The following is an 18,630-nucleotide window of genomic DNA, read 5'->3' on the forward strand; positions in this document are numbered from 1 at the left end:
AGGCCAAACCGACACGGTCGCTCCGCGTGACAGCCGAAGATTGACGTGCTCCCTGGCCTAAAGTCCAGGGATTCCGGCCTGGGTTGTCTGACCCTTCCGGGGGCTTCCTGCTTCAACGCGCTGTGCCGGGACTTTCGTCCTGGCTTACCGGCGCTCCACGAGGCGTTGAGCGTCTCCGCCCGTCCGGTGGCGACGATGCGGCGTCCTTCGAGGAGGACGTTGCGGCTTGCGTTGTGGTCGCGGTCGTGCATGGTGCCGCACTCGTGGCACGTCCACTTTCGGATGTGCAGGGGCTTGGGGCCGTCCCGGAATCCGCAGGCCGAGCAGACTTGAGAGGACGGGAAGGCCCGGTTCACCTTGGCGAAGGTGCGGCCGTGCTTGACCGCCTTGTACTGGAGCATGCCGACGAAGGCGGACCATCCCGCGTCGTGTACGGACTTGGCGAGGCGGGTGCGGCCGAGGCCGGAGACCGCGAGGTCTTCCACGTACACCGCTTGGTTGTCGCGAATGATCTGTGTGGATGCCTTGTGGTGCCAGTCCCGGCGCCGGTCCGCCACCTTGGCGTGCTGGCGTGCGACCTTGATGCGGGCCTTGGCCCGGTTCTTCGATCCCCTGGCCTTGCGGGACAGCTCCCGCTGAAGGCGCTTGAGTTTTTTCTCGGCCCGGCGCAGGAAGCGGGGGCTGTCGATCTTGCTGCCGTCGGACAGGACGGCGAAGGCGGACAGGCCGAGGTCGAGACCGGTGTCGGTCTCCGCCTGCGGGAGGATGTCCGGCCGGTGTCCACGACGAAGCTGAGGAAGTACCGGCCGCAGCTGTCTTTGGTGATGGTCAGGGACGTGGGCGCGGCCGGAAGCCGGCGGGACCACTTGACCTTGAGATTGCCGACCTTGGCCACGTACACCGCGCCGCCCGCTTGGAGGGAGAAGGCGTTGGTGTTGAGGCGGATCGACTGCCGGGTGTCTTTCTTCGACTTGTACCGGGGCGGCCCAACCATCCGGCCCTGCCGTTTGCCCTTGAGGCTGTCGAAGAAGTTCTTGTAGGCGGTGTCGAGGTCCCGAAGGGACTGTTGCAGGACGACCGCCGACACGTCGGCGAGCCAGGCCCGTTCCTCGGTGCGTTTGGCCTGGGTGATGCGAAGCCGGGACAACTCCGCCGACTTCACATACGGCAGCCCCGCTGCGTGTGCTTCCTTGCGGTCGCGCAGGCAGTCGTTCCATACCACGCGGGCGCACCCGAACGCACTCGCCAGCGCACGGCGCTGGGTGGCATCCGGGTAGGCCCGGTAGTTGTAGCGGAGCTGCATAACCAAGACCCTACGTCCACCTCCTGGTGCATTGCCCGCCGAAGGTTGCCGTCTCCAAGCTGGTCAACAGCCTCAAGGGCGTCTCCGCCCGCCGGATACGCCAGGAGTTCACCGGCCGCATCAACCGCGCCATCATGCACGGACACCTGTGGTCGCCCTCGTACTTCTCCGCATCGTGCGGCGGAGCACCATTGGCGATCGTCCGTCAGTACATCGAGCAGCAAAAACGCCCACTCTAGAGTGCAGGTCAGAGCAGCCTTGAGATGCATTCATCCCCGGCGTGAACGCCGGGGCTTTCTGCAAGAGTCCCGGTAAAGACCAAGCGCAGCGCGCAGCGCCACCGCAGGCGCCCTTCACTCGAAGAAGTGCTCTGCTGGACGAAGCCAACACGGAGCCTCCATCGGCCTATCAGTACGCCTTCACCTTCACTCAGGCGCGACCCAGGTGGCGGCTTCGCCGCCCTGTGGCCGCAGGTTTTCTCAAAGCTGATCAAGTGCGCGGCTGGGTGCCGGGCCTGAGCTCGATGCGCATGGTGTCGTCGTCCTCGATGACGTACGTAGGATCCGTGGCCTTCTTCCATCCCAGCCGTAGCAGGTAGTACCGGTGATCACGTTCAATCAGCAAGCGTAGGCCGCTGTAGCGGTACCGGTAGTGGGCATCGCGTCCCAGATCCTCCACGCGGGGTCCCGGCGGAGCGATGCTCAGCCGCTCGGTGCTCAGTACGACCACGGCCACACGGCGTACCAATTGATCCGCGTCACGGTGCGCGTCCTGACGGCCGAGCTGCCCTGCTACCAGGGCTACCACCCAGATCAGGAAGAGGCCCGCGGCCAGAAGGGACAGGGCGCGCTCCCACGCCGGTTTGCGTGGCCCGCCCGCAGGAGCGGCGGCGCTGGTCTGGCTGAGGAGCAGTCCGGCCGCCACGAGCAGGGGCGCTGACCAGGCGAAGGGCTGGATCCAGCGCCACAGCATCATCAGGCCGACCCCCGTGGCGACGAACCCGAGATAGGCTCGCGCCACCGCGCGCCCGAGCACGCGCATGCGGCGGATGTGGCGCTCGGGGAGTTGCATGGCGATCAGCAGTCGGGGAATGGCCGGTACTACAAGCGCCAGAGCCATGACTTCCAGAGCGGGCAGGGCGGCGAGCCGCAGGCTGCGCATCACCAGTTCGAAGGTGCTGAAGCCCATGGCGAGGCTGTCCAAGTGGAAGTAGCCGAAGTAGGCGTTGGTGTATATGTAGCCCGCGTAGAGCATCAGGCCGCCGACGAACGATGTCGCTCCGACAGCTGAGTTGACGAGGTCCAGGTGGCCGCCGCTCTCAGTCTGCGGGGCGGGAGGGGGTCGCGGTGGCCCCTGCCTGTCACGGAGACGGCGGAGGTGATGAGAGGCAGGCCCACGGCGGACTGCGCGGCGGCGCGATCCGGTAGGCGGCCTCGGCGAGGCGGGGGGATGTGCCGGGCCTCGGGCTGCGGATGCGCCCATCCCGTCAGCTTGCCTCGGGGAACATGCTGCTTTCCGACGCAGTCGGAGGTGTCGAACAGGTGTCACCTGGGGCCGGCGTCGGGCTGCAAGAGGATGGTGTTGGATGCGCCGGCGGGCTGCCGGTGACACCGGCGCCAGGCCCATCGGTTGGCCCGGTATCCGATGGCGGCGGATCCACAGAGGGAATGCCCGGGTCCCCATTTGCCGCACCACTGGCGTCTTGACCGCCAACGGATCCGCTGCCGCTCTGACCGGCGGCTGTCGCTTCCGGGGCCGATATACTGCCAGGCTGATTTCCGCCAGGCGGCCCGCCCGAAGTACCACACCCTGCGGCTCCGTAGCCCAGGACCACCGTCATGACAACCGCTGCAGCAGTCCGGCCCCCGATCACGGCGCCCGAGCACACTCGCATCCGTTCCCCCCTCACAACGGACAACCTTGCACGGTGTATAGGCACAGGATTCCACCGGATGCGGGCACGGCCCATATTTTGGGGCAAATTACGGAAGCTGGCGCACGAGTGCTCTATAATGCGACGCTCGCCAATGGTGCATCAAGGTCGTTCACGAAACTGCGGACAGAGCCAAAATCGCGGATCCCCATCAGGGGCGACCGTGACCAGCAGGTCGTTTGGATCGAGGCGGCAGCCGAACATGGTTGGTGCGGTCACGACCACGTAGCGCAGGCACCGAGGATGCCAGGCCGTGCTGCCGAACGCTTGGCTAGGAGTGTCGGTCGAGAGTCAGCGGTGGGCGCGGATCCGGCTGCCACTTCTGGTCGAGACCCCAGTCGTGGTGCGCTTGGCCAGTTGCGAGCCGCTGCTGGGCGCGCTGCACATCCGGCTGTGGCTGGCTGACAGCCTTGACTGGGTGATCGTCGGTGGCGAGTCCGGTCCGAAGGCTCCACCAATCCACCCGGGTTGGGCCACGTCCCTCCGTGACCAATGCCAGGAAGCTGGCGTAGCGTTTTTCTTCGAGCGTGGTGGCCGGCCGAAGTCGGCGACGCCCCTCATCGCCATCGCCCTGTGGCCTTCGACGGACCGGGTGCCGTCGGCCTTGTCGAGTCAGCCGCGATGGTCCGGGTCGGCAAGACGGCTGCGGGCCGACTGCTGGACGGACGGATGTGGGACGAGTTTCCGCCCCGGCGCGCCCAAGGCTCTGGCCTGGTGGCGCTACTGCTGGTGGCGTGGCCTGCCGCGCTGTTCCGGCTCCTGTCGGCCGCGCTTCCGTCGCCGACCCCATAGACGGTGCGGGGCCACGACGCTGACCGCCAACAGCAGACCCTGCCACGTGGGACATGAACGTGAGCTTCGCTTGTCGGACGAGCACTCACTGAAATCCTGACCACATGGGACGAAATGGACGTACTCGAACCCGGGTAGGAGTGGAGAGCATCGCCGCTGTCCTCACCGCAGTCCTCGGCGCTATTGCTGCAGCTGTGTTCAGCTTCAACGCGATCGAGGAATCACCACCGACATCGAAGCCGTCACCGACTGTCACCGAGACAGCTGCGCCATCGCTGAGTGCACCGGCGACGCCAACGGCATCACCGACTCGCTCCCCCGCCCTGCCGGTGACGGTTGTGGTCAACGTCCCGGGGTCCGGAGGAGGACGCCCCGACCTTTCTTCCTATATCGCTGCTGTGGGCACAGCTCTGACCCCCATCGTGGTTGCGGTCATTACCTTCTTCCTCGGCCGCCGAGGGGCTAGCAGATCCGAGGCGGAGGTCAAAGCAGAGACTCCTGGTTCGGCATGAAACTTGGTCGGTTTTCCGAGAGGCATTGCCCAACCAGCCCCCGCAGGAACCAGGCTCGTATAGATTCAGCGCCGCCTTGCCGCAGCGACGGTGTAGGCCGAAGCGGAGCCGGACGAGCTGACCGTCGCGCCCGAGGACGGCGCTCCCGGGTACAGCAGGGGCAAGTTCCCCCACTGGATCACCCAGCACGGCACGTGCGACGCCCGGGAAGTTGTGCTCGCCCGGGACGGAGAGGCCGTCGCCAGCGATGGGCAGTGCCGCGCTGTGGCCGACAATTGGTACTAACTCGGAGTGCGACGGCATGCAGACGGACGCGGCGTCGAAGATCGACATCGACCATGTGGTCCCGTTGAAAGAAGCGTGGCGGTCCGGGGCCTCGCAGTGGACGACTGCGGACCGCCGAGCGTTCGCCAACGATCTCGACCACTCCCAGCTCATCGCTGTCTCGACTCACTCCAACCGGGCAAAGAGTGACAAAGACCCTTCCGATTGGCGGCCTGACCGGCTCGACTACCACTGCACGTACGCGCGAGCCTGGATCTCGGTGAAGTACACCTACTCACTCACCACGGACGAGGAAGAACGCGCTGCGCTGGTTGACATGCTCAACAGCTGCCGCTGATGCACGCCCGTCGTCCGGTGCGCCGACAGGCCGACGCACCGGAATGACGAATCGGAGGTCCAGCTACGGCTGGACAACCGGTAGGGGTAGAGGTCCCTGGGGTCCCTCATTGCTGATCCGCCATTCCGGCGGGTGCGTGGCACAGTGGCGGTATGTGCGGCCGCTACGTGTCCACCCGTAGTCCGAAGGACCTGACCCGGCTCTTCGGCGTCAAGGACTGGCGCTCCGAAGAAGCTCTGGATCCGAACTACAACGTCGCCCCCACCGACGACGTCTACGCCGTCCTCGAGCGCACCCCTCGCCACGACGATGAGGGGGCGGTGCGCAGGGAGCTGCTGCCGTTGCGGTGGGGCCTGGTGCCCTCCTGGGCGAAGGACCCGAAGATCGGCTCCCGCATGATCAACGCGCGGGTGGAGACCGTGCACGAAAAGCCCGCCTACCGCCGCGCCTTCGCCCGGCGCCGCTGCCTGCTCCCGGCCGATGGTTTCTATGAGTGGCAGCAGCTCAAGAGCGACCAACGCGGCAAGGCGCGCAAGCAGCCGTACTTCATCCATCCCGCTGATGGGCAGGTGATGGCCCTCGCTGGTCTGTACGAGTACTGGCTGAACCCGGACATGGCGAAGGACGACCCAGCTGCCTGGCTGATGACCTGCACGATCATCACCACCGAGGCCACCGACGCGGCTGGCCGTATCCACCCCCGCATGCCGCTCGCCCTGGCACCGGACCATTACGACGCCTGGCTCGACCCCCACCGCGACAATGCCGACGAGCTGCGCGGCCTGCTCATCCAGCCCGCAGAGGGCCGCCTGGACGCCCGACCCGTCTCGACGGCGGTGAACAACACCGGCAACAACGGCCCACAGCTCCTGGATGAGGTCGCCTCGTAAGGCGAGGTCGCCAAGCAGTTCTCCCAGCGGCGCCAGGCTGCTCAGGGGGTTATGGGAGTTGCCGGGGGTGGCTTCTCGAGGCGCGGGCCTGACCCGGCTATCCGCAGCCGATGGAGCGTCTGCCCCATCGGCTTCGGCGCTGCTCATGTGTTCGTTTGCTGATCGTTGTTGTGCCGGGCTGCCCTGGTGCGGCGCTGGTGGTCAGCTGGGGCTGATACGGCCTCGCCAGCCGCCCTCTTCCTCACCGCGTCGTTCGATGAAGTCCTTGAACCGGTGCAGATCGCCCCTGATCCGGCGGTCGACCGTCCCGGTCATGTCCGCGGCCTTCTCCGCGACCCCGGTCGGTTCGTAGTCCATGGTCAGTTTGACCTCGGTGTGGGTCTCGTCCACGCGGCGGAAGCTCACCATGCCCCGCTGCTGGACGTCGCCCGATGTGGTGCGCCAGGCGATGCGCTCGTCGGGGAGCTGATCGACGATCTCGGTGTCGAACTCACGCTGTACTCCGGCGATGGAGGTCGACCAGTGGTTGTGCCGGTCGTCCACCTGCGTCACCTGATCTACGCCTTCCATGAACCGCGGGAACTCGGTGAACTGCGTCCACTGGTTGTAGGCCGCGTGCAGCGGAACCTCTACCTCGACAGACTCCCGCACCGTGCTCATCGCAGACTCCTCTCGCCGTGGTCACGGCCACGGGTTGCCGAGCAGCGACTCCATAAACCGATCCTGGCCAGCGCCGCAGGGCCCGGTCCGGACGGCACACGTCGCAGATCGCCACCGTCTGGCCCGCGCACAGCTCGACTGCCTGCTCGGTGGTGATGCGGGTGTGGCTGTCCCGAGCCTGCCAGCAGTCACGACGGTGCAGGCCGTGGGATGGGAAGTCCTCGCTGTACTGGTGAATCTTCTGCAGCAACCCACTGGCGGCCCGCCACCGCTCCCTCCGTGGGCACAGTCGAGTAGTCCACCGGGGATCGGCGTGATGCGCTCGGCCTGGACGCTGATCGGGGTGGGCGCGCCCATCGGCTGGGTGGCACCGTCGGCTGCTTCGTGTTCCGGGAGCCGGAGATCCCGAGCAGTCCGCTGTTACGCGACCGTGCTGGTCGCAGCCGTCAACGAGCGGCTGTGACGAGCAGTTTCGCAACAGGCCCTAGTCCATCAGGACGGCGCGGCATGCAAGGTGCAGGGCGAGCCGCTCGTCGCGGTCTTGGAGGTCAACGCCGAGGAGGTTCTTGATCCGGTCCACACGGCTGGCCACGGTGTTGCGGTGCACACCCAGGACAGCGGCGGTCTCGTTGAGGGAGGATTCGGAATCGAGGTAGGTGCCAAGCGTCCGGATCAGGTCGCCGGGCTGGTTGCGCAGAGGCGTCAGCATGGTGTGAGCGGCTGGAATAAAGGTCTCCGTACGGCCCCACCCCAGGAGGAGTTGGGCCATCCCGAGGCTGTCGACCTGGAGGAACCGCCCGGTTTCTGGTCGGCCGACAGCGAGCCGGGCTGCGTCATCTGCCTCGGCCACGGTTCGGGCGATGCCCGGGGGGCCGGCTTCGGGGCGGCCGACGCCTACGTGGGCATCGATGCGCTGACGCAGGCGCGCGTGTGCGTGGCGGATGGCTTGGGACAGCTGTCTCACCTGGTCGGCTGTGGGTTCTGCGTCGAGAGTGACCCAGCCTGACCAACCGTCGCCGTACTCCACAACAACGGCTTCGAGGTCTTCGCCGCGCAGCGCGGCAGCAACGTCGGCCGTGCGGCCAAGAACCTCGACATCGGGCGGTACACCGATCCGCACTCCGATGTGCCATCCGTCGAGCCGCCAGCCCAGATCGGCCGCACGGCGACGCGTCTCGACCTGTGGCTCGGTGGTCAGCTGGAGCAGTTCACCCAGGAGGGCGGCGCGATGTCGGGCGTCTCGTTCCACCACAAGACGTCGGGCGAATACCCAGCGTTGCAGGGAGAGGGCGGCCAGATCCAGAGCGTCCGACACCGCCGGCGCCCGCCACGCGGCGTTCCGGGAAACCCGCGCCGCGATCCAGTACTCAGCCCGGCGCCCCGCGGCGTCGGGGGCGGGCGCAAGCAGCAGTTCACCGTTGGCGACGGGAAGGCGCTGGCGAGCGCAGGTCGGGTGGGGCCGGGCGGTGACTTCGACATCACCTGCGACGCGGACACCGTCTCCGTCGAGAACCGCAACGGGGAGGTCGATCAGCACATGCAACCGTTTTACGAGCATCTCCGGATCGAGCAGTTGCGGCCCCATGGCTCGCGCCACGCGGCAGACGAGCGCCGCCGCGTCGACGCTCGGCCCTGCCAGAAGGGTCCGTGCTTCGACGACAAGTGCCAGGACGTCATCGGCGGTCCCCAAGATCACGATGCCCAGCCGGTCGGCAAGGCGGACGGTCGCCTGGATAAGCGACATCGGCATCGGCAGGAGCAGGGCCGTGGCTGCCTGGTCGGCGAGTCGGCGCAGCAGCGCGTCCAGGCGCCAGTCCAGTGGCTCGGGTCGCGAGGTCAGTGCGAGCAGAGTGTTCGCGGGAACAGCGGGGATCGTCCCCACGCCGCTGTGGGCGACTACGTGATCGACAGGACGTTCCAGCTTGCTGCCGGCGAGTACGACGACCGAAGCGCGCCAGCGCGGGTGGGCGAGCAGGCCTGTGAGTCCCAGGGAAGCGCTCTCTCCCATTACCTCGCCTCCTGCAGCAGGACAGGGTCGTGGGGGAACCCGAAGGCCCGGGGGCCGACGTGCTCGAGCCGCCCGTTGTGCATCCAGAACGGTGCCGCGGCGAGCTGGATTACTGCGACGTCGAGTGCGCCGCGCACCCGATCACAGGTGATCGGCTCGCCTGTCCGGGCATCGACCAGACAGATGATGTCGGGTGTGGTCGCCACGACGGCGCCGTCGCGCAGGACCAGAAGATACTCGTTCTCCATTTCGACGCGAACCAGAGAACCGCTCACCGCGTCGACCAGTGAGACACTTCCGCGTCCGAATCCACCCGCGCGGCCCTCCCGCACGACTTCAAGCACGCGCCCCTGCCCGAGCAGGCACGCTTCGAGAGACTCAGCCAGGTCCTGGGCGCTGCCCAGCGCGGCGGCCGCGTGGGCGTGGCCCAAACCCAGTGCCCGCCTTACTGTTCCTACGACCCCCACCTCAGGCAGGCGCCCGGCCGGCAAGGGGGGAAACGCCATTGCTGCCCACCCGCCGGAGGCTGGGATGGCTGCGCGCACGATGGCCTCGATGGCCGGTGCATCGGCATCGTCAAGGACCATGAGTCGGCCACCTGGGTCGGCGAGTGCCAGCGGCACCAGCGGCTCGCCGGCGATGGAGGAAGCGACCTGGTCAAGGCGGGGCAGAGCGCGTCCGCACAGATCTGCGTCGACGAGCGGGAGCCCCAGGTTGACGGCGGCGATCATGGCCATGATGCCGTTTTGTCCCGCACCTTCGGCGGGCATCACGGCCACCGGCTGTCTTTCCGACCATTGGGCGACTCCGCGGACTGCGGCAGTGAACTCTTTACCGCTGGGCGGTTTCTCATCCAAGACGCTGGGTGTGCCGATGTAGGCGACGGGGACGACCCAGGAGTCTGGTGGGAGTTCAGCAGGTTGCAGAAGGTTGAGCCCTTCTTGCTCGAGTTGGTGCCGCAGGATCAGCGCGCAGGTCCCCGTCTCGCCGGCCCCGCCGGCTCCGAGCAGTGCGAATCCTCGCTCCAGTGCTCCCACATCGACCAGGGAGAGGGTCTTCACGCGTTCAGTTTGACACGCGCGCATCCGGATGGCCTCAACGCACCGGTGCCGAGGGCCGCCCGCAAGCTGTGCACTGTGCACTCCGAAAGCGCATCTGCTGGTCATGCTGCATCGTGACGGGTGCCACTTTCGATCTTAGCGTCCCGGGCATCGCACAGGCTTTCACTCATTCGGGGAGGTCCGATGTCCCAAGCCGTTGGTGTCGATGATCACGCTCTCGGGCGCATACCGGAGGGCGAGCGGTACGCCTGGTTCTCGGTGGCGGTCCAGAGATTCGGGCAGATGTCCGCGCTCAGTCAATTCCTGCTCGGCTCCACTCTGGGCTTCGGGATGAAGTTCTGGGATGCCTTCTGGGCGCTGACCCTCGGCGCCGTCATCCTCGAGGTCGTCACGATCTTCATCGGGGTGATCGGAGTCCGCGAGGGAATGTCGACCTCCATGATCGCCCGGTGGACGGGCTTCGGCCAGGGAGGGGCGAGCCTCATCGGGCTCGTGATAGCCATCAGCCTCGTCGGGTGGTTCGGCATACAGTCCCAGATATCGGCACAGGGTCTCACCCAGCTCGTCGGGGGCCTGCCTGAGTGGGGCTGGTCACTGGTATTCGGACTCGGCGTGACGGCCATCGTGGTCTTCGGCTTCAAATCGATGGCGTGGACCGCCTACCTGACCGTTCCGCTCTTCCTCACGCTGGTCACCTGGTCCGTCAGCTCCGGGCTGGCCGGACATTCCCTCGGCGCGCTCGTCGACTCCGCCGCACCGGGCCCGCACATCAGCCTGGTGCAAGGCACCGCGCTCGTCGCCGGCAGCTTCATCATCGGCGCAGTCGTCACCCCCGACATGACCCGCTTCAACCGGACCACGGCCGACGTCGTGAAACAAACCGTTGTGGGCATCACTCTCGGGGAGTACGCCATCGGCCTCGCCGGAGTGCTCCTGGCCCATGCGGTCGGCACCGGCGACATCATCGCGATCGTCACCTCATCGGTCGGATGGGTCGGAGTTCTGGTGATCCTCTTCGGCACTTTCAAGATCAATGACTGGAATCTGTACTCCGCGGGACTCGGCGTCGTGAACTTCACCAGCACCGTGTTCGGCAGGAGCGTCCCCCGGGGCGTGGCCACCCTCGCGGTCGGCGTCGCCGGGTCCCTGCTGGCCGCGGGCGGTGTCCTTTCGCGCTTCACCGACTTCCTCATCCTGCTCGGCGTCGCCTTCCCGCCCATCTCCGGCATCATGATCGCGGAATACTTCGTCGTACGTCGCTGGCGGACAGAGCTCGACGAAGGCCGCGCCGCCAACCGAGCGCCCCGGACAGCACCCACCTGGGTGCCCGCCACCGTGGTGATCTGGCTCGTCTCCGCTCTCGTGGCCAAATACGCGACCTTCGGCCTCGGCAGCGTTAACGCTCTGGTGCTCGCGTTCGTCCTCTACGTGATCGCCGGCAAGCTCCACCTCGTGCGCGGAGTCGGCAAGACTGCCACCGAGGCCACCACTGAGAGCGCGCTCACCCCCGATCCCGCAGCCGGCGTCTGACCGCCACCCTTTCCGAGGAGCCATTCCGTGCACATTGGCATCGACGTCGGAGGAACCAACACCGACGCCGTCTTGATGAGCGGCAGCCAGGTACTGGCTGCGGTAAAGACGAGCACCACCGACGACATCACCTCCGGCATCGTCTCAGCTCTCGAAGAGCTGCAACGGAAGCGCGGCTTCGAGCCCGCCGACGTGCGAGCCGTCATGATCGGCACCACGCACTTCATCAACGCCCTGGTCGAAGCCCGCCGCCTCGCACCGACCGCGGCGCTTCGGCTCGGCCTCCCAGCGACCACTTCGCTGCCGCCGATGACAGACTGGCCGGACCGCCTTGTCCAGGCGATCCGAGGCCGCCACTACCTCTGCCATGGCGGCCACGAATTCGACGGTCGCCACATCGCAGAACTCGATGAGCACGAAGTACGCCGAGCCGCAGCAGACATGGCCGAACACGGCGTACGCAGTGTAGCCATCAGCTCGGTGTTCTCCCCAGTCAACGCCGAATTCGAAGAACGCGCGGCCGAGTTGCTCCAGGCAGAACTGCCGGGAATCGCGGTATCACTGTCACACGAAATCGGTCGCATCGGACTTCTGGAGCGGGAAAACGCAACCATCATCAACGCCTCACTGCGGGAACTGGCAACGCACATCGTCGACGGCCTCGCCCGCTCTGTGGCCAAGGCAGGCATCCAAGCGCCTCTGTACCTGAGCCAGAACGACGGCACCCTCATGGACGTGGACTTCGCACGGCGCTACCCCGTCGCGACGTTCGCCTCAGGTCCCACCAACTCCATGCGTGGTGCGGCACTCCTTTCCGGCCTTGAGACATGTGCCGTCGTTGACATCGGTGGCACCACCAGCGACATCGGCATCCTCCAACGCGGCTTTCCCCGCGAAGCCACGACCGAGGTAAGCGTGGCAGACATCCGCACAAACTTCCGCATGCCTGACGTGCTGAGTATCGGGATCGGAGGAGGCAGCAAGGTGAGGCGCGAGCCGCAGGAGGTGACCATCGGCCCGGATTCCGTCGGGTCCGCGCTGACACAGCGCGCTCTTGTCTTCGGCGGCGACACCCTGACCGCCACCGACATCGCCGTCGCGGCAGGCCGCGCCAACGTCGGAGACGCCAGCCTCGTCGCTCATCTCGACAAGGAACTCATCCACGCCGCACTGACACGGATCGCAGCAGACGTAGCCGATCTGGTCGAGAGGATGCACACGACGGCCGCCCCGCTGCCCCTCGTCGCAGTGGGCGGCGGATCCATTCTCCTTCCCGAACAGATCGCCGGCTGCGACGGCGTGCACCGACCCGACCACTATGCGGTGGCCAATGCCGTAGGAGCGGCCATCGCCCAGGTCGGGGGCGAAGTCGACCGCGTTTTCCCCACACCACCGGGACAGCGCGAGAGCGTACTCGACGCTGCCAAACAGGAGGCAGTCGAGCGTGCTGTGGCAGCAGGAGCGACGCCGGGCAGTGTGTCGGTCGTCGAGTGCGAAGAAGTGCCTCTTCCCTATCTCCCCGGAAACGCCGCCCGAATCCGGGTCAGGGCAGTCGGCGACCTCTCTCTGGAGGACTGAAACATGCGTGAACTGACCGCGGATGACCTGGGCGACCTCGCGCGAGGTGCTGCCATCCTTGGCACCGGCGGCGGCGGCGATCCCTACATCGGCAGATTGCTCGCTCAAGCGGCGCTGGACAAGTACGGCCCTGTTCCTCTGACGGCGTTGGACGAACTGCCCGACGATGCCGAGGTACTTCCCGTCGCGATGATGGGCGCGCCGACCGTCGCCTTGGAGAAACTTCCGTCAATCGAGCAGGTGGGGAATGCGGTTCGCGCTCTGGGTGAGTACCGGGGGAAGGCTGCCACCCACATCGCGTGCATCGAGGCCGGGGGTATCAACTCCCTGACCCCAGTGGTCGCCGCGGCTCAGTTGGGCCTCCCGCTCATCGACGCCGACGGCATGGGGCGTGCGTTCCCGGAGCTCCAGATGGTCCTGCCAACACTCATCGGTGTCCAGGCCACTCCCACGTCGATCACGGACGAGAAGGGCAACCATCAGATCGTCGCGGCCATCGACAACCATTGGGCGGAGCGCCTGGCACGATCGGCTACGGTCGATATGGGCTGTTCGACCATGGTCAGTCTTTATGGGATGACCGGCAGCGAAGCACGGGCGAGCCTCGTAGACGGCACTGTTTCACTCTGCGTCGAACTCGGCCGTCTGGTCACATCCGCCCGCAACGGCACCGCGCCGGCCGACGCGGTCGCGGCCCGGCTCGACGGGCGGCGGGTCTTCGACGGCAAGGTCGTTGACGTGGCCCGACGCACCGAGCAAGGGTTCGCCCGCGGAGAGGCGATCATCGAGGGCTTGGACCACGACGCGCAGTCCCGGCTGACAATCGCCTTCCAGAACGAGAACCTGATCGCCCGACGCGATGGCGTGGCGGTGGCCACCGTCCCCGACCTCATCTGCGTCCTCGACCGCGACACGGGTGAAGCGATCACCACCGAGACGCTTCGGTACGGCCACCGCGTCACTGTACTGGTCGCGCCCGCAGACCCGCGTTGGCACACATCCGATGGCCTCGCTCTCGCCGGGCCCCAGGCATTCGGCTACGAGCTTGAGCAATAGAGCCGACGGGCCGAGTCAGGGCCGGGGACGTCTTGGGGCCACCAGTTCTGGGACAGGCCACCGCACTCCGTAGGAGCGAGCCGAACTCCAGAGCCGGTCGCCCGGCAGAGCACTGGCTGATCGGGAACGACAAACACGCCGCACAGCCGCCACAACGGCGCGGCGGCAACCAGGGCCTGGGCTCTGGACCCGACCGGGTGCCAGGGCCCAGCCCGTCCGGCAGGACTGCCGTCCAATAGTGAAAACATGCCTGTCCCGCTGCCATCACGACGGGCGTAACAAGGGACACTTCAGTGCAATTGGCGAGTATCCGACGAGAGGGGGAATCCGACGTGGGCGGCCGTCTGCGGCGGAGGAAGATAGCTTTTCGGGAACGTCTGGATGAGAAAGAATTCGGGGCGTTCGCTTCCGGGGCCGGCTGGTGGTATGAAGGCCGTGAGCCCTACTGGCGCAGCCCGGTGTTTGTGTGGAGCAGCGCCGACGGCGCGTTCATCCGTTTCTCCCCTTGCAGTGCGCTGTCGGTCGCCTTCGCCGACGTCAGCGCAGACGATCCGGACAGGTATCAGCGCGCGATGGCTGAGGCGCACGCTCTGATGTACCGCCAGTTCGGCTCCTTCGCCCTGGCGGACGTTCTCGCCCTGCTGTCGTCTGCGGAGGGGACGGCGTGGGCACCCCTGCTGACGGCTCTTGCCGCGTCGGCTCCGGAGCGCCATAGCCCCACCATCGCAGAGGTCATGACGTCCGCTCTGTTCGCGCCGCAGCAGACGGTGCGGGAAGCGGCCCTGCGTGCTTTCCTCTTGATCGAATGGCCGGAACTCGCACGACCATTGGTGGCACACGCGCTGACCGAGCCCGAGGCCGACCTGGCGTCCTTCGCGCGCACTCTCGCGCAGCGCGTCTACGGAGAAGACGTTGAGGCGTATCCGCTGCACACGCCGGAGCGGGCGGGCGGAGCCGAGGAATCCGCCGACATCCCCGCCGATGAGGCAGGCGAGGCACGGACCCCTCAGCACCTCTCGGCGAAGTCACACCTTGCGCGGATCCTGGGGGCCAGCCAGGGACGCATCGACTGGGCCCCTTGAACTCCGATGACTGCGTATGCGTCAAGGGCTATGACTTCTTCTCGATCCAGGAAGGAAATCTGCGCGTGTTGCACATTCGCCCGTGCGCACGTTTTCTTTCTCCGACTTTTTAAAGTTGACCCCCGCCGAGGTTTTGGCCCGGTGTGTCAGGCCGGGAGGATGGGTGATCAGCGTGGAGGACTGGGTGGAGATCCGCCGGTTGCACCGGGCCGAGCAGAGGACGCTCCGGGCGGTCGCGAGGCGTCTGGAGATCTCGCAGGACGTCGGTACGGCAGTCCTGAAGAGCGAGGTTGCACCGAAGTATCAGCCGAAGAGCTTGATCGTCGATGTGGTCGAGCCGCACATCCGCGACCTGCTGCGGCGGTTCCGGAGGTGCCCGCGGCAGTGTCGCGGAACGGATTGGCTGGAGTCGTTCCTCTACGGTGATCCGCTGGCGAGTGCGTGAACTGCGGCCGGCCTGTCAGGCGGACCCGGTGTCGCGGACCGGCGATGAGCCGGGCGAGCCGGCCCAGTGTGATCTGTGGTTCCCGCCGGCACAGATCCCGCTCGGAGGATCCTGTCGACGAAGACCGCAGCCGACCTGATCACCGGGCGCTGGCGGCCGCTGGCCGGGCTCAGGGCGGTCCCAAGGCCCGGCCGACCGGATCGAGACGCACAAGGCACGGATGCTGCCGCTGCCGCCGGTCGATCCTCCGCGCTGGTGGCAGACCTCGTCACCAGTCCTCACCGATCCGGCCCGGGCCGCTTTCCCCACCGCCGCCCAGTGCAGCCCTCCGGCTGGCCAAGCGGGCCCGCGACCTTGCGGGAGGGGGCGCGGCCCGCGCGTCTCGCCGGCGGAGTAGTGGTACGCCCGTTCCCCGAAGAGCAGATACGTGTGTCAGTGGCCCTCGAGGAGGAGAACGACGCCTTCTTGGCGCTGGCCAAGGCGTGGATGCGATAGGCCGGTCTGCACCGGACCGGTGCGCTGACTCGAGCACCCAATGGTGCTAGGCCGGTCGACGCACTCCGAAGAGGGTGGCCGGGGCAACCATGCAGTAGTGGCCGAGATGTGCCGTCTCCCTATGTGCCCTGGGCGGCAGGGGCAGCGGTCGCGGCTCGCTCGGGCTCCATACGGTGCACTGTGCATCGCGTAGGCCGTACCGCTGGTCATGCTGCACCGTGACTGGTACCGGCCCCCAACCTAGCGTCTGAAACAGAAGGCTTTGTCGCCTTTGACCGTTGCGCTAGCCCCAGCGACTGGACCAAGTCCCCACAAGCTGTACGATCCACTCTCTGATTGGCACCCATCATGTACTCGAGGCTCACTCCCCCCAGAATCGGAAACCTGCCCGACGCCTCGTTCTGTCTACCACAATCGATCAGTGCTCCTAGGGCCGCGCGTCGGCTCCTGGCATCGGTGCTGGCCGACTGGGTGATCTGTAGCGAGTGTGCAGACAGATCACAGCTGCTGGTCAGCGAACTGGTCACCAACGCCGTGACGCATGGCTGCGGCCCTATTCAGCTCTCGGTGACGCGTGAATGGAGCGCCGGAAGTCCTTGCGCACTTCGCATCTCCGTGGCCGACACGTCCCCCAAGCCCGCGAGCAAGCGGCAGGCAGCTGCCTTCGACGAACATGGGAGGGGGCTGACGTTGGTGAATGTGCTGGCAGACCGCTGGGGCCAGGAGTCCCTTGGAGAAGGGAAGAGGATCTGGGTCGAGGTTGGTCGGTTCTGCAGCGAGGAAGCCCTGCCGGAGGCCCTCCGGCGCAACGTCGCACAGACCCAAAAGGGTAGCGAGCTCGCCAACCAGGGAAAGGTCAAGCGCCTCCCGGTCGGCGAGCGGAAAGACGGCGATGAGAAGGCCGGAAAGAGCGCGAAGGCGCAACTTGAGCAGCTGAGCAAGGCCGAGCTGTACGAGCAGGCGACCAAGCTGGCCATCCCCGCCCGGTCCGAGATGAACCCACATCAGCTCATCCAAGCCCTCGCCAAGGCTGCCTCCTGACAGGGATGACTTTCACGTTGAGGACTCCGCCCGCCCTCACGGTGAGCCGCTCCAAGCCTGATGGAGGCTCGATTCCCTGAGAGGATCGAGTCATGGCAGGTCCGTCCCTTCGATGCGGACCTGGGTCCGCAAGGCCGAGGTGGATGCTGGTCACGCGCGCGGCTTCGCCACGGTTCGCGGCCCTCACGGTACTGGTCACCGCCAGTGGGGGAGGGCGATTCTGCTGGAGCGGGTAGCCGCCGGGCCATCCACTTGAGGCAAGGGGAAGGACTCGCATGGCGACGCTTGCATCCCAAGCTCACACTCCGTGGGCGATGCGGCTGATCACCGACCGGCTGCCGGTCGGCCCGCCCTCGTACGCGGCCGTCGAGCTGGACGCGGTCACCCAGACCGCCGTCTACACCGACGCCGCCGGCCAGATGGTGGAGAGGGGCAAGCACGGCACGTCGCGTACGACGGGAACCGCGTCGGTATCCGGCGGAGGCGACGGACAGAACCCGCAGCCGCAAACGCAGGACGACCACACCCGAGTACGAGTCGGACTGATCCAATGGTCTCCACCGTCCTGGTCGTCACCGCGCTGGAAGACGTCACCGCGGACCGGGTCATCACCGTGCTGAACGAGCGCCAGGTGCCCGTCGTCCGCGTCGACCCAGCCGACATCGGCCCCGGCCTGGCCTTCGGCGCCCGTATCGGCGCTCATGAACGTCTGTGGCCGACCCTGCCTCGGCGGGGTACGCCCGCGAGCGGTTCCCGGAGGGTATCCGAACATGGTTCGAAGCCGACAACACCGTGCTCTCGCCGCCGGTGTGGTCGGCAGGGTGATGTGCGTTCAGGTACCGGCGGAGTAGTGGCAAGCAGAGAGATTGCGCATGAGTCGGCGGTGGTGCGTCAGCCGGCCCAAGGTGTGTTCGCGGGTGGCGGCCGTCGGTTGATCGATGGTGTGCCCACAGTCCGGCTACCCGCTTGCGCTGGTGGGGGAGTGGCTTTCGTTGGGGCGCTTGGTGTGCTGGCCGTTTCTCGGCGTGCCTCCCGCGCCCTGATGTGCGCGGGTTGTCGGATCATCGTATGGGCCGATTGAGTGTGCGGTGTGGGACATCCCGTCCCCGCATTGTGAGTTGCTCCCCATCTGACAGGAGTGCCATGTCTTCTGCATCCCGTCGTCGTGGTGTGAACTTCCTGGTGTGCGCGCTGGTGGCCGCCGGCTGCCTGTCGGCGGCACCGACCGCTGTGGCCGCGTCTGCCGCCCCGGCGGCGTCCGCGGTCTCGCAGCGCGCCGACGCCGTCTCCGGTTCGGTGTCGATCAAGCTGACCGGCGGTGCCACCGTCACCATTCCCGGCTCGTTGCTGTCCGTGGGAACCACTCTCAACACCGGCGTGCAGATCAGCGTGATCACCTCCGTGACCAATAACACCAACGCCACCCTCGAGCTGTCCGCGGGCGGTGGCGCCACGGTCACCGTGGCTCCGGGGGCTACCGTGAGTGTCTCCGCGCTGGGCAGCGGATCCTTGGGAATCACCGTGGTGGCCTGACCCCACACCCGGCGGCCGGGCCTCATCGGCCGCCGATGGCATGACCGTGGCCCGTCGCACAAGGTGCGGCGGGCCGCTCGTCCCGCAAA

At 66.9% G+C, this 18,630-nt stretch carries 15 protein-coding genes and 4 pseudogenes; 13 read left to right on the forward strand and 6 right to left on the reverse strand.

Annotated elements, in window-relative coordinates; genetic code table 11:
• Positions 1–57 precede the first annotated feature (57 nt).
• Positions 58–1,303: pseudogene (locus JK363_RS33440) on the reverse strand (RNA-guided endonuclease InsQ/TnpB family protein).
• 11 nt (positions 1,304–1,314) lie between these two features.
• Here JK363_RS33440 and tnpA point away from each other — a divergent pair.
• Positions 1,315–1,542 (forward strand): annotated as a pseudogene (tnpA, locus tag JK363_RS33445) (IS200/IS605 family transposase); the annotation flags it as partial.
• A 250-nt stretch (positions 1,543–1,792) separates the two neighbouring features.
• Here tnpA and JK363_RS33450 read toward each other — a convergent pair.
• The gene (locus JK363_RS33450; RefSeq protein WP_236076300.1) at positions 1,793–2,557 is read right to left on the reverse strand and encodes a hypothetical protein; all 765 of its coding nucleotides are present in this window, start codon (positions 2,555–2,557) and stop codon (positions 1,793–1,795) included.
• Positions 2,558–3,513: 956 nt separating this feature from the next.
• On the opposite strand from JK363_RS33450, the pseudogene JK363_RS44370 reads away from it, so the two are divergent.
• The 4 genes and pseudogenes from JK363_RS44370 to JK363_RS33465 form a co-directional block, all read left to right on the forward strand.
• A pseudogene (locus JK363_RS44370) lies at positions 3,514–3,714 on the forward strand (DUF5131 family protein); the annotation flags it as partial.
• Between the two features lie 95 nt (positions 3,715–3,809).
• A complete protein-coding gene (locus JK363_RS44375; protein ID WP_307821974.1) occupies positions 3,810–4,028 on the forward strand; it encodes a hypothetical protein in 219 nt (72 codons plus the stop codon).
• Positions 4,029–4,841: 813 nt separating this feature from the next.
• Positions 4,842–5,162 carry an HNH endonuclease family protein gene (locus JK363_RS43070; protein WP_236076301.1) on the forward strand — a complete coding sequence of 107 codons (321 nt, stop codon included), beginning with the start codon at positions 4,842–4,844 and terminating at the stop codon, positions 5,160–5,162.
• Positions 5,163–5,314: 152 nt separating this feature from the next.
• On the forward strand, positions 5,315–6,052 hold the full coding sequence (locus tag JK363_RS33465) for an SOS response-associated peptidase (protein ID WP_201881094.1): 738 nt from the start codon (positions 5,315–5,317) through the stop codon (positions 6,050–6,052).
• A 201-nt stretch (positions 6,053–6,253) separates the two neighbouring features.
• On the opposite strand, the gene JK363_RS33470 is transcribed toward JK363_RS33465, so the two are convergent.
• From JK363_RS33470 to JK363_RS33480, 4 genes and pseudogenes are all read right to left on the reverse strand, one after another.
• Positions 6,254–6,712 (reverse strand): SRPBCC family protein, encoded by a 459-nt coding sequence (locus JK363_RS33470; protein WP_201881096.1) that lies wholly within the window; start codon positions 6,710–6,712, stop codon positions 6,254–6,256.
• Between the two features lie 133 nt (positions 6,713–6,845).
• Positions 6,846–7,190, reverse strand: a pseudogene (locus JK363_RS44380) (hypothetical protein); the annotation flags it as partial.
• A gap of 6 nt (positions 7,191–7,196) precedes the next feature.
• On the reverse strand, positions 7,197–8,720 hold the full coding sequence (locus tag JK363_RS33475; RefSeq protein WP_201881098.1) for a PucR family transcriptional regulator: 1,524 nt from the start codon (positions 8,718–8,720) through the stop codon (positions 7,197–7,199).
• Complete coding sequence (locus JK363_RS33480) at positions 8,720–9,781, reverse strand: DUF917 domain-containing protein (protein WP_201881100.1); 1,062 nt, start codon at positions 9,779–9,781, stop codon at positions 8,720–8,722. Before JK363_RS33480 ends, JK363_RS33475 begins: the two co-directional genes overlap by 1 nt.
• Positions 9,782–9,964: 183 nt before the next feature.
• Here JK363_RS33480 and JK363_RS33485 point away from each other — a divergent pair, with 183 nt between their 5' ends.
• The 8 genes from JK363_RS33485 (at position 9,965) to JK363_RS33520 (ending at position 18,541) form a co-directional block, all read left to right on the forward strand.
• A complete protein-coding gene (locus JK363_RS33485) occupies positions 9,965–11,311 on the forward strand; it encodes a purine-cytosine permease family protein (RefSeq protein WP_201881102.1) in 1,347 nt (448 codons plus the stop codon).
• Positions 11,312–11,338: 27 nt separating this feature from the next.
• The gene (locus JK363_RS33490) at positions 11,339–12,889 is read left to right on the forward strand and encodes a hydantoinase/oxoprolinase N-terminal domain-containing protein (protein ID WP_201881103.1); all 1,551 of its coding nucleotides are present in this window, start codon (positions 11,339–11,341) and stop codon (positions 12,887–12,889) included.
• 3 nt (positions 12,890–12,892) lie between these two features.
• Positions 12,893–13,945 carry an S-methyl thiohydantoin desulfurase family protein gene (locus JK363_RS33495; protein ID WP_201881104.1) on the forward strand — a complete coding sequence of 351 codons (1,053 nt, stop codon included), beginning with the start codon at positions 12,893–12,895 and terminating at the stop codon, positions 13,943–13,945.
• 332 nt (positions 13,946–14,277) lie between these two features.
• On the forward strand, positions 14,278–15,027 hold the full coding sequence (locus tag JK363_RS33500) for a hypothetical protein (RefSeq protein ID WP_201881105.1): 750 nt from the start codon (positions 14,278–14,280) through the stop codon (positions 15,025–15,027).
• A gap of 163 nt (positions 15,028–15,190) precedes the next feature.
• On the forward strand, positions 15,191–15,472 hold the full coding sequence (locus tag JK363_RS33505) for a hypothetical protein (protein ID WP_201881106.1): 282 nt from the start codon (positions 15,191–15,193) through the stop codon (positions 15,470–15,472).
• A gap of 843 nt (positions 15,473–16,315) precedes the next feature.
• A complete protein-coding gene (locus JK363_RS33510) occupies positions 16,316–17,008 on the forward strand; it encodes an ATP-binding protein (RefSeq protein ID WP_236076312.1) in 693 nt (230 codons plus the stop codon).
• Between the two features lie 275 nt (positions 17,009–17,283).
• A complete protein-coding gene (locus JK363_RS33515) occupies positions 17,284–17,628 on the forward strand; it encodes a putative ATP-grasp-modified RiPP (protein WP_236076303.1) in 345 nt (114 codons plus the stop codon).
• A gap of 523 nt (positions 17,629–18,151) precedes the next feature.
• Entirely contained in the window at positions 18,152–18,541 is a 390-nt protein-coding gene (locus tag JK363_RS33520) for a hypothetical protein (protein WP_201881108.1), read from the forward strand.
• Positions 18,542–18,630 lie beyond the last annotated feature (89 nt).

This window comes from Streptomyces coffeae (assembly GCF_016741875.1).
In the GTDB taxonomy this organism is placed as follows: Bacteria; Actinomycetota; Actinomycetes; order Streptomycetales; family Streptomycetaceae; genus Streptomyces; species Streptomyces coffeae.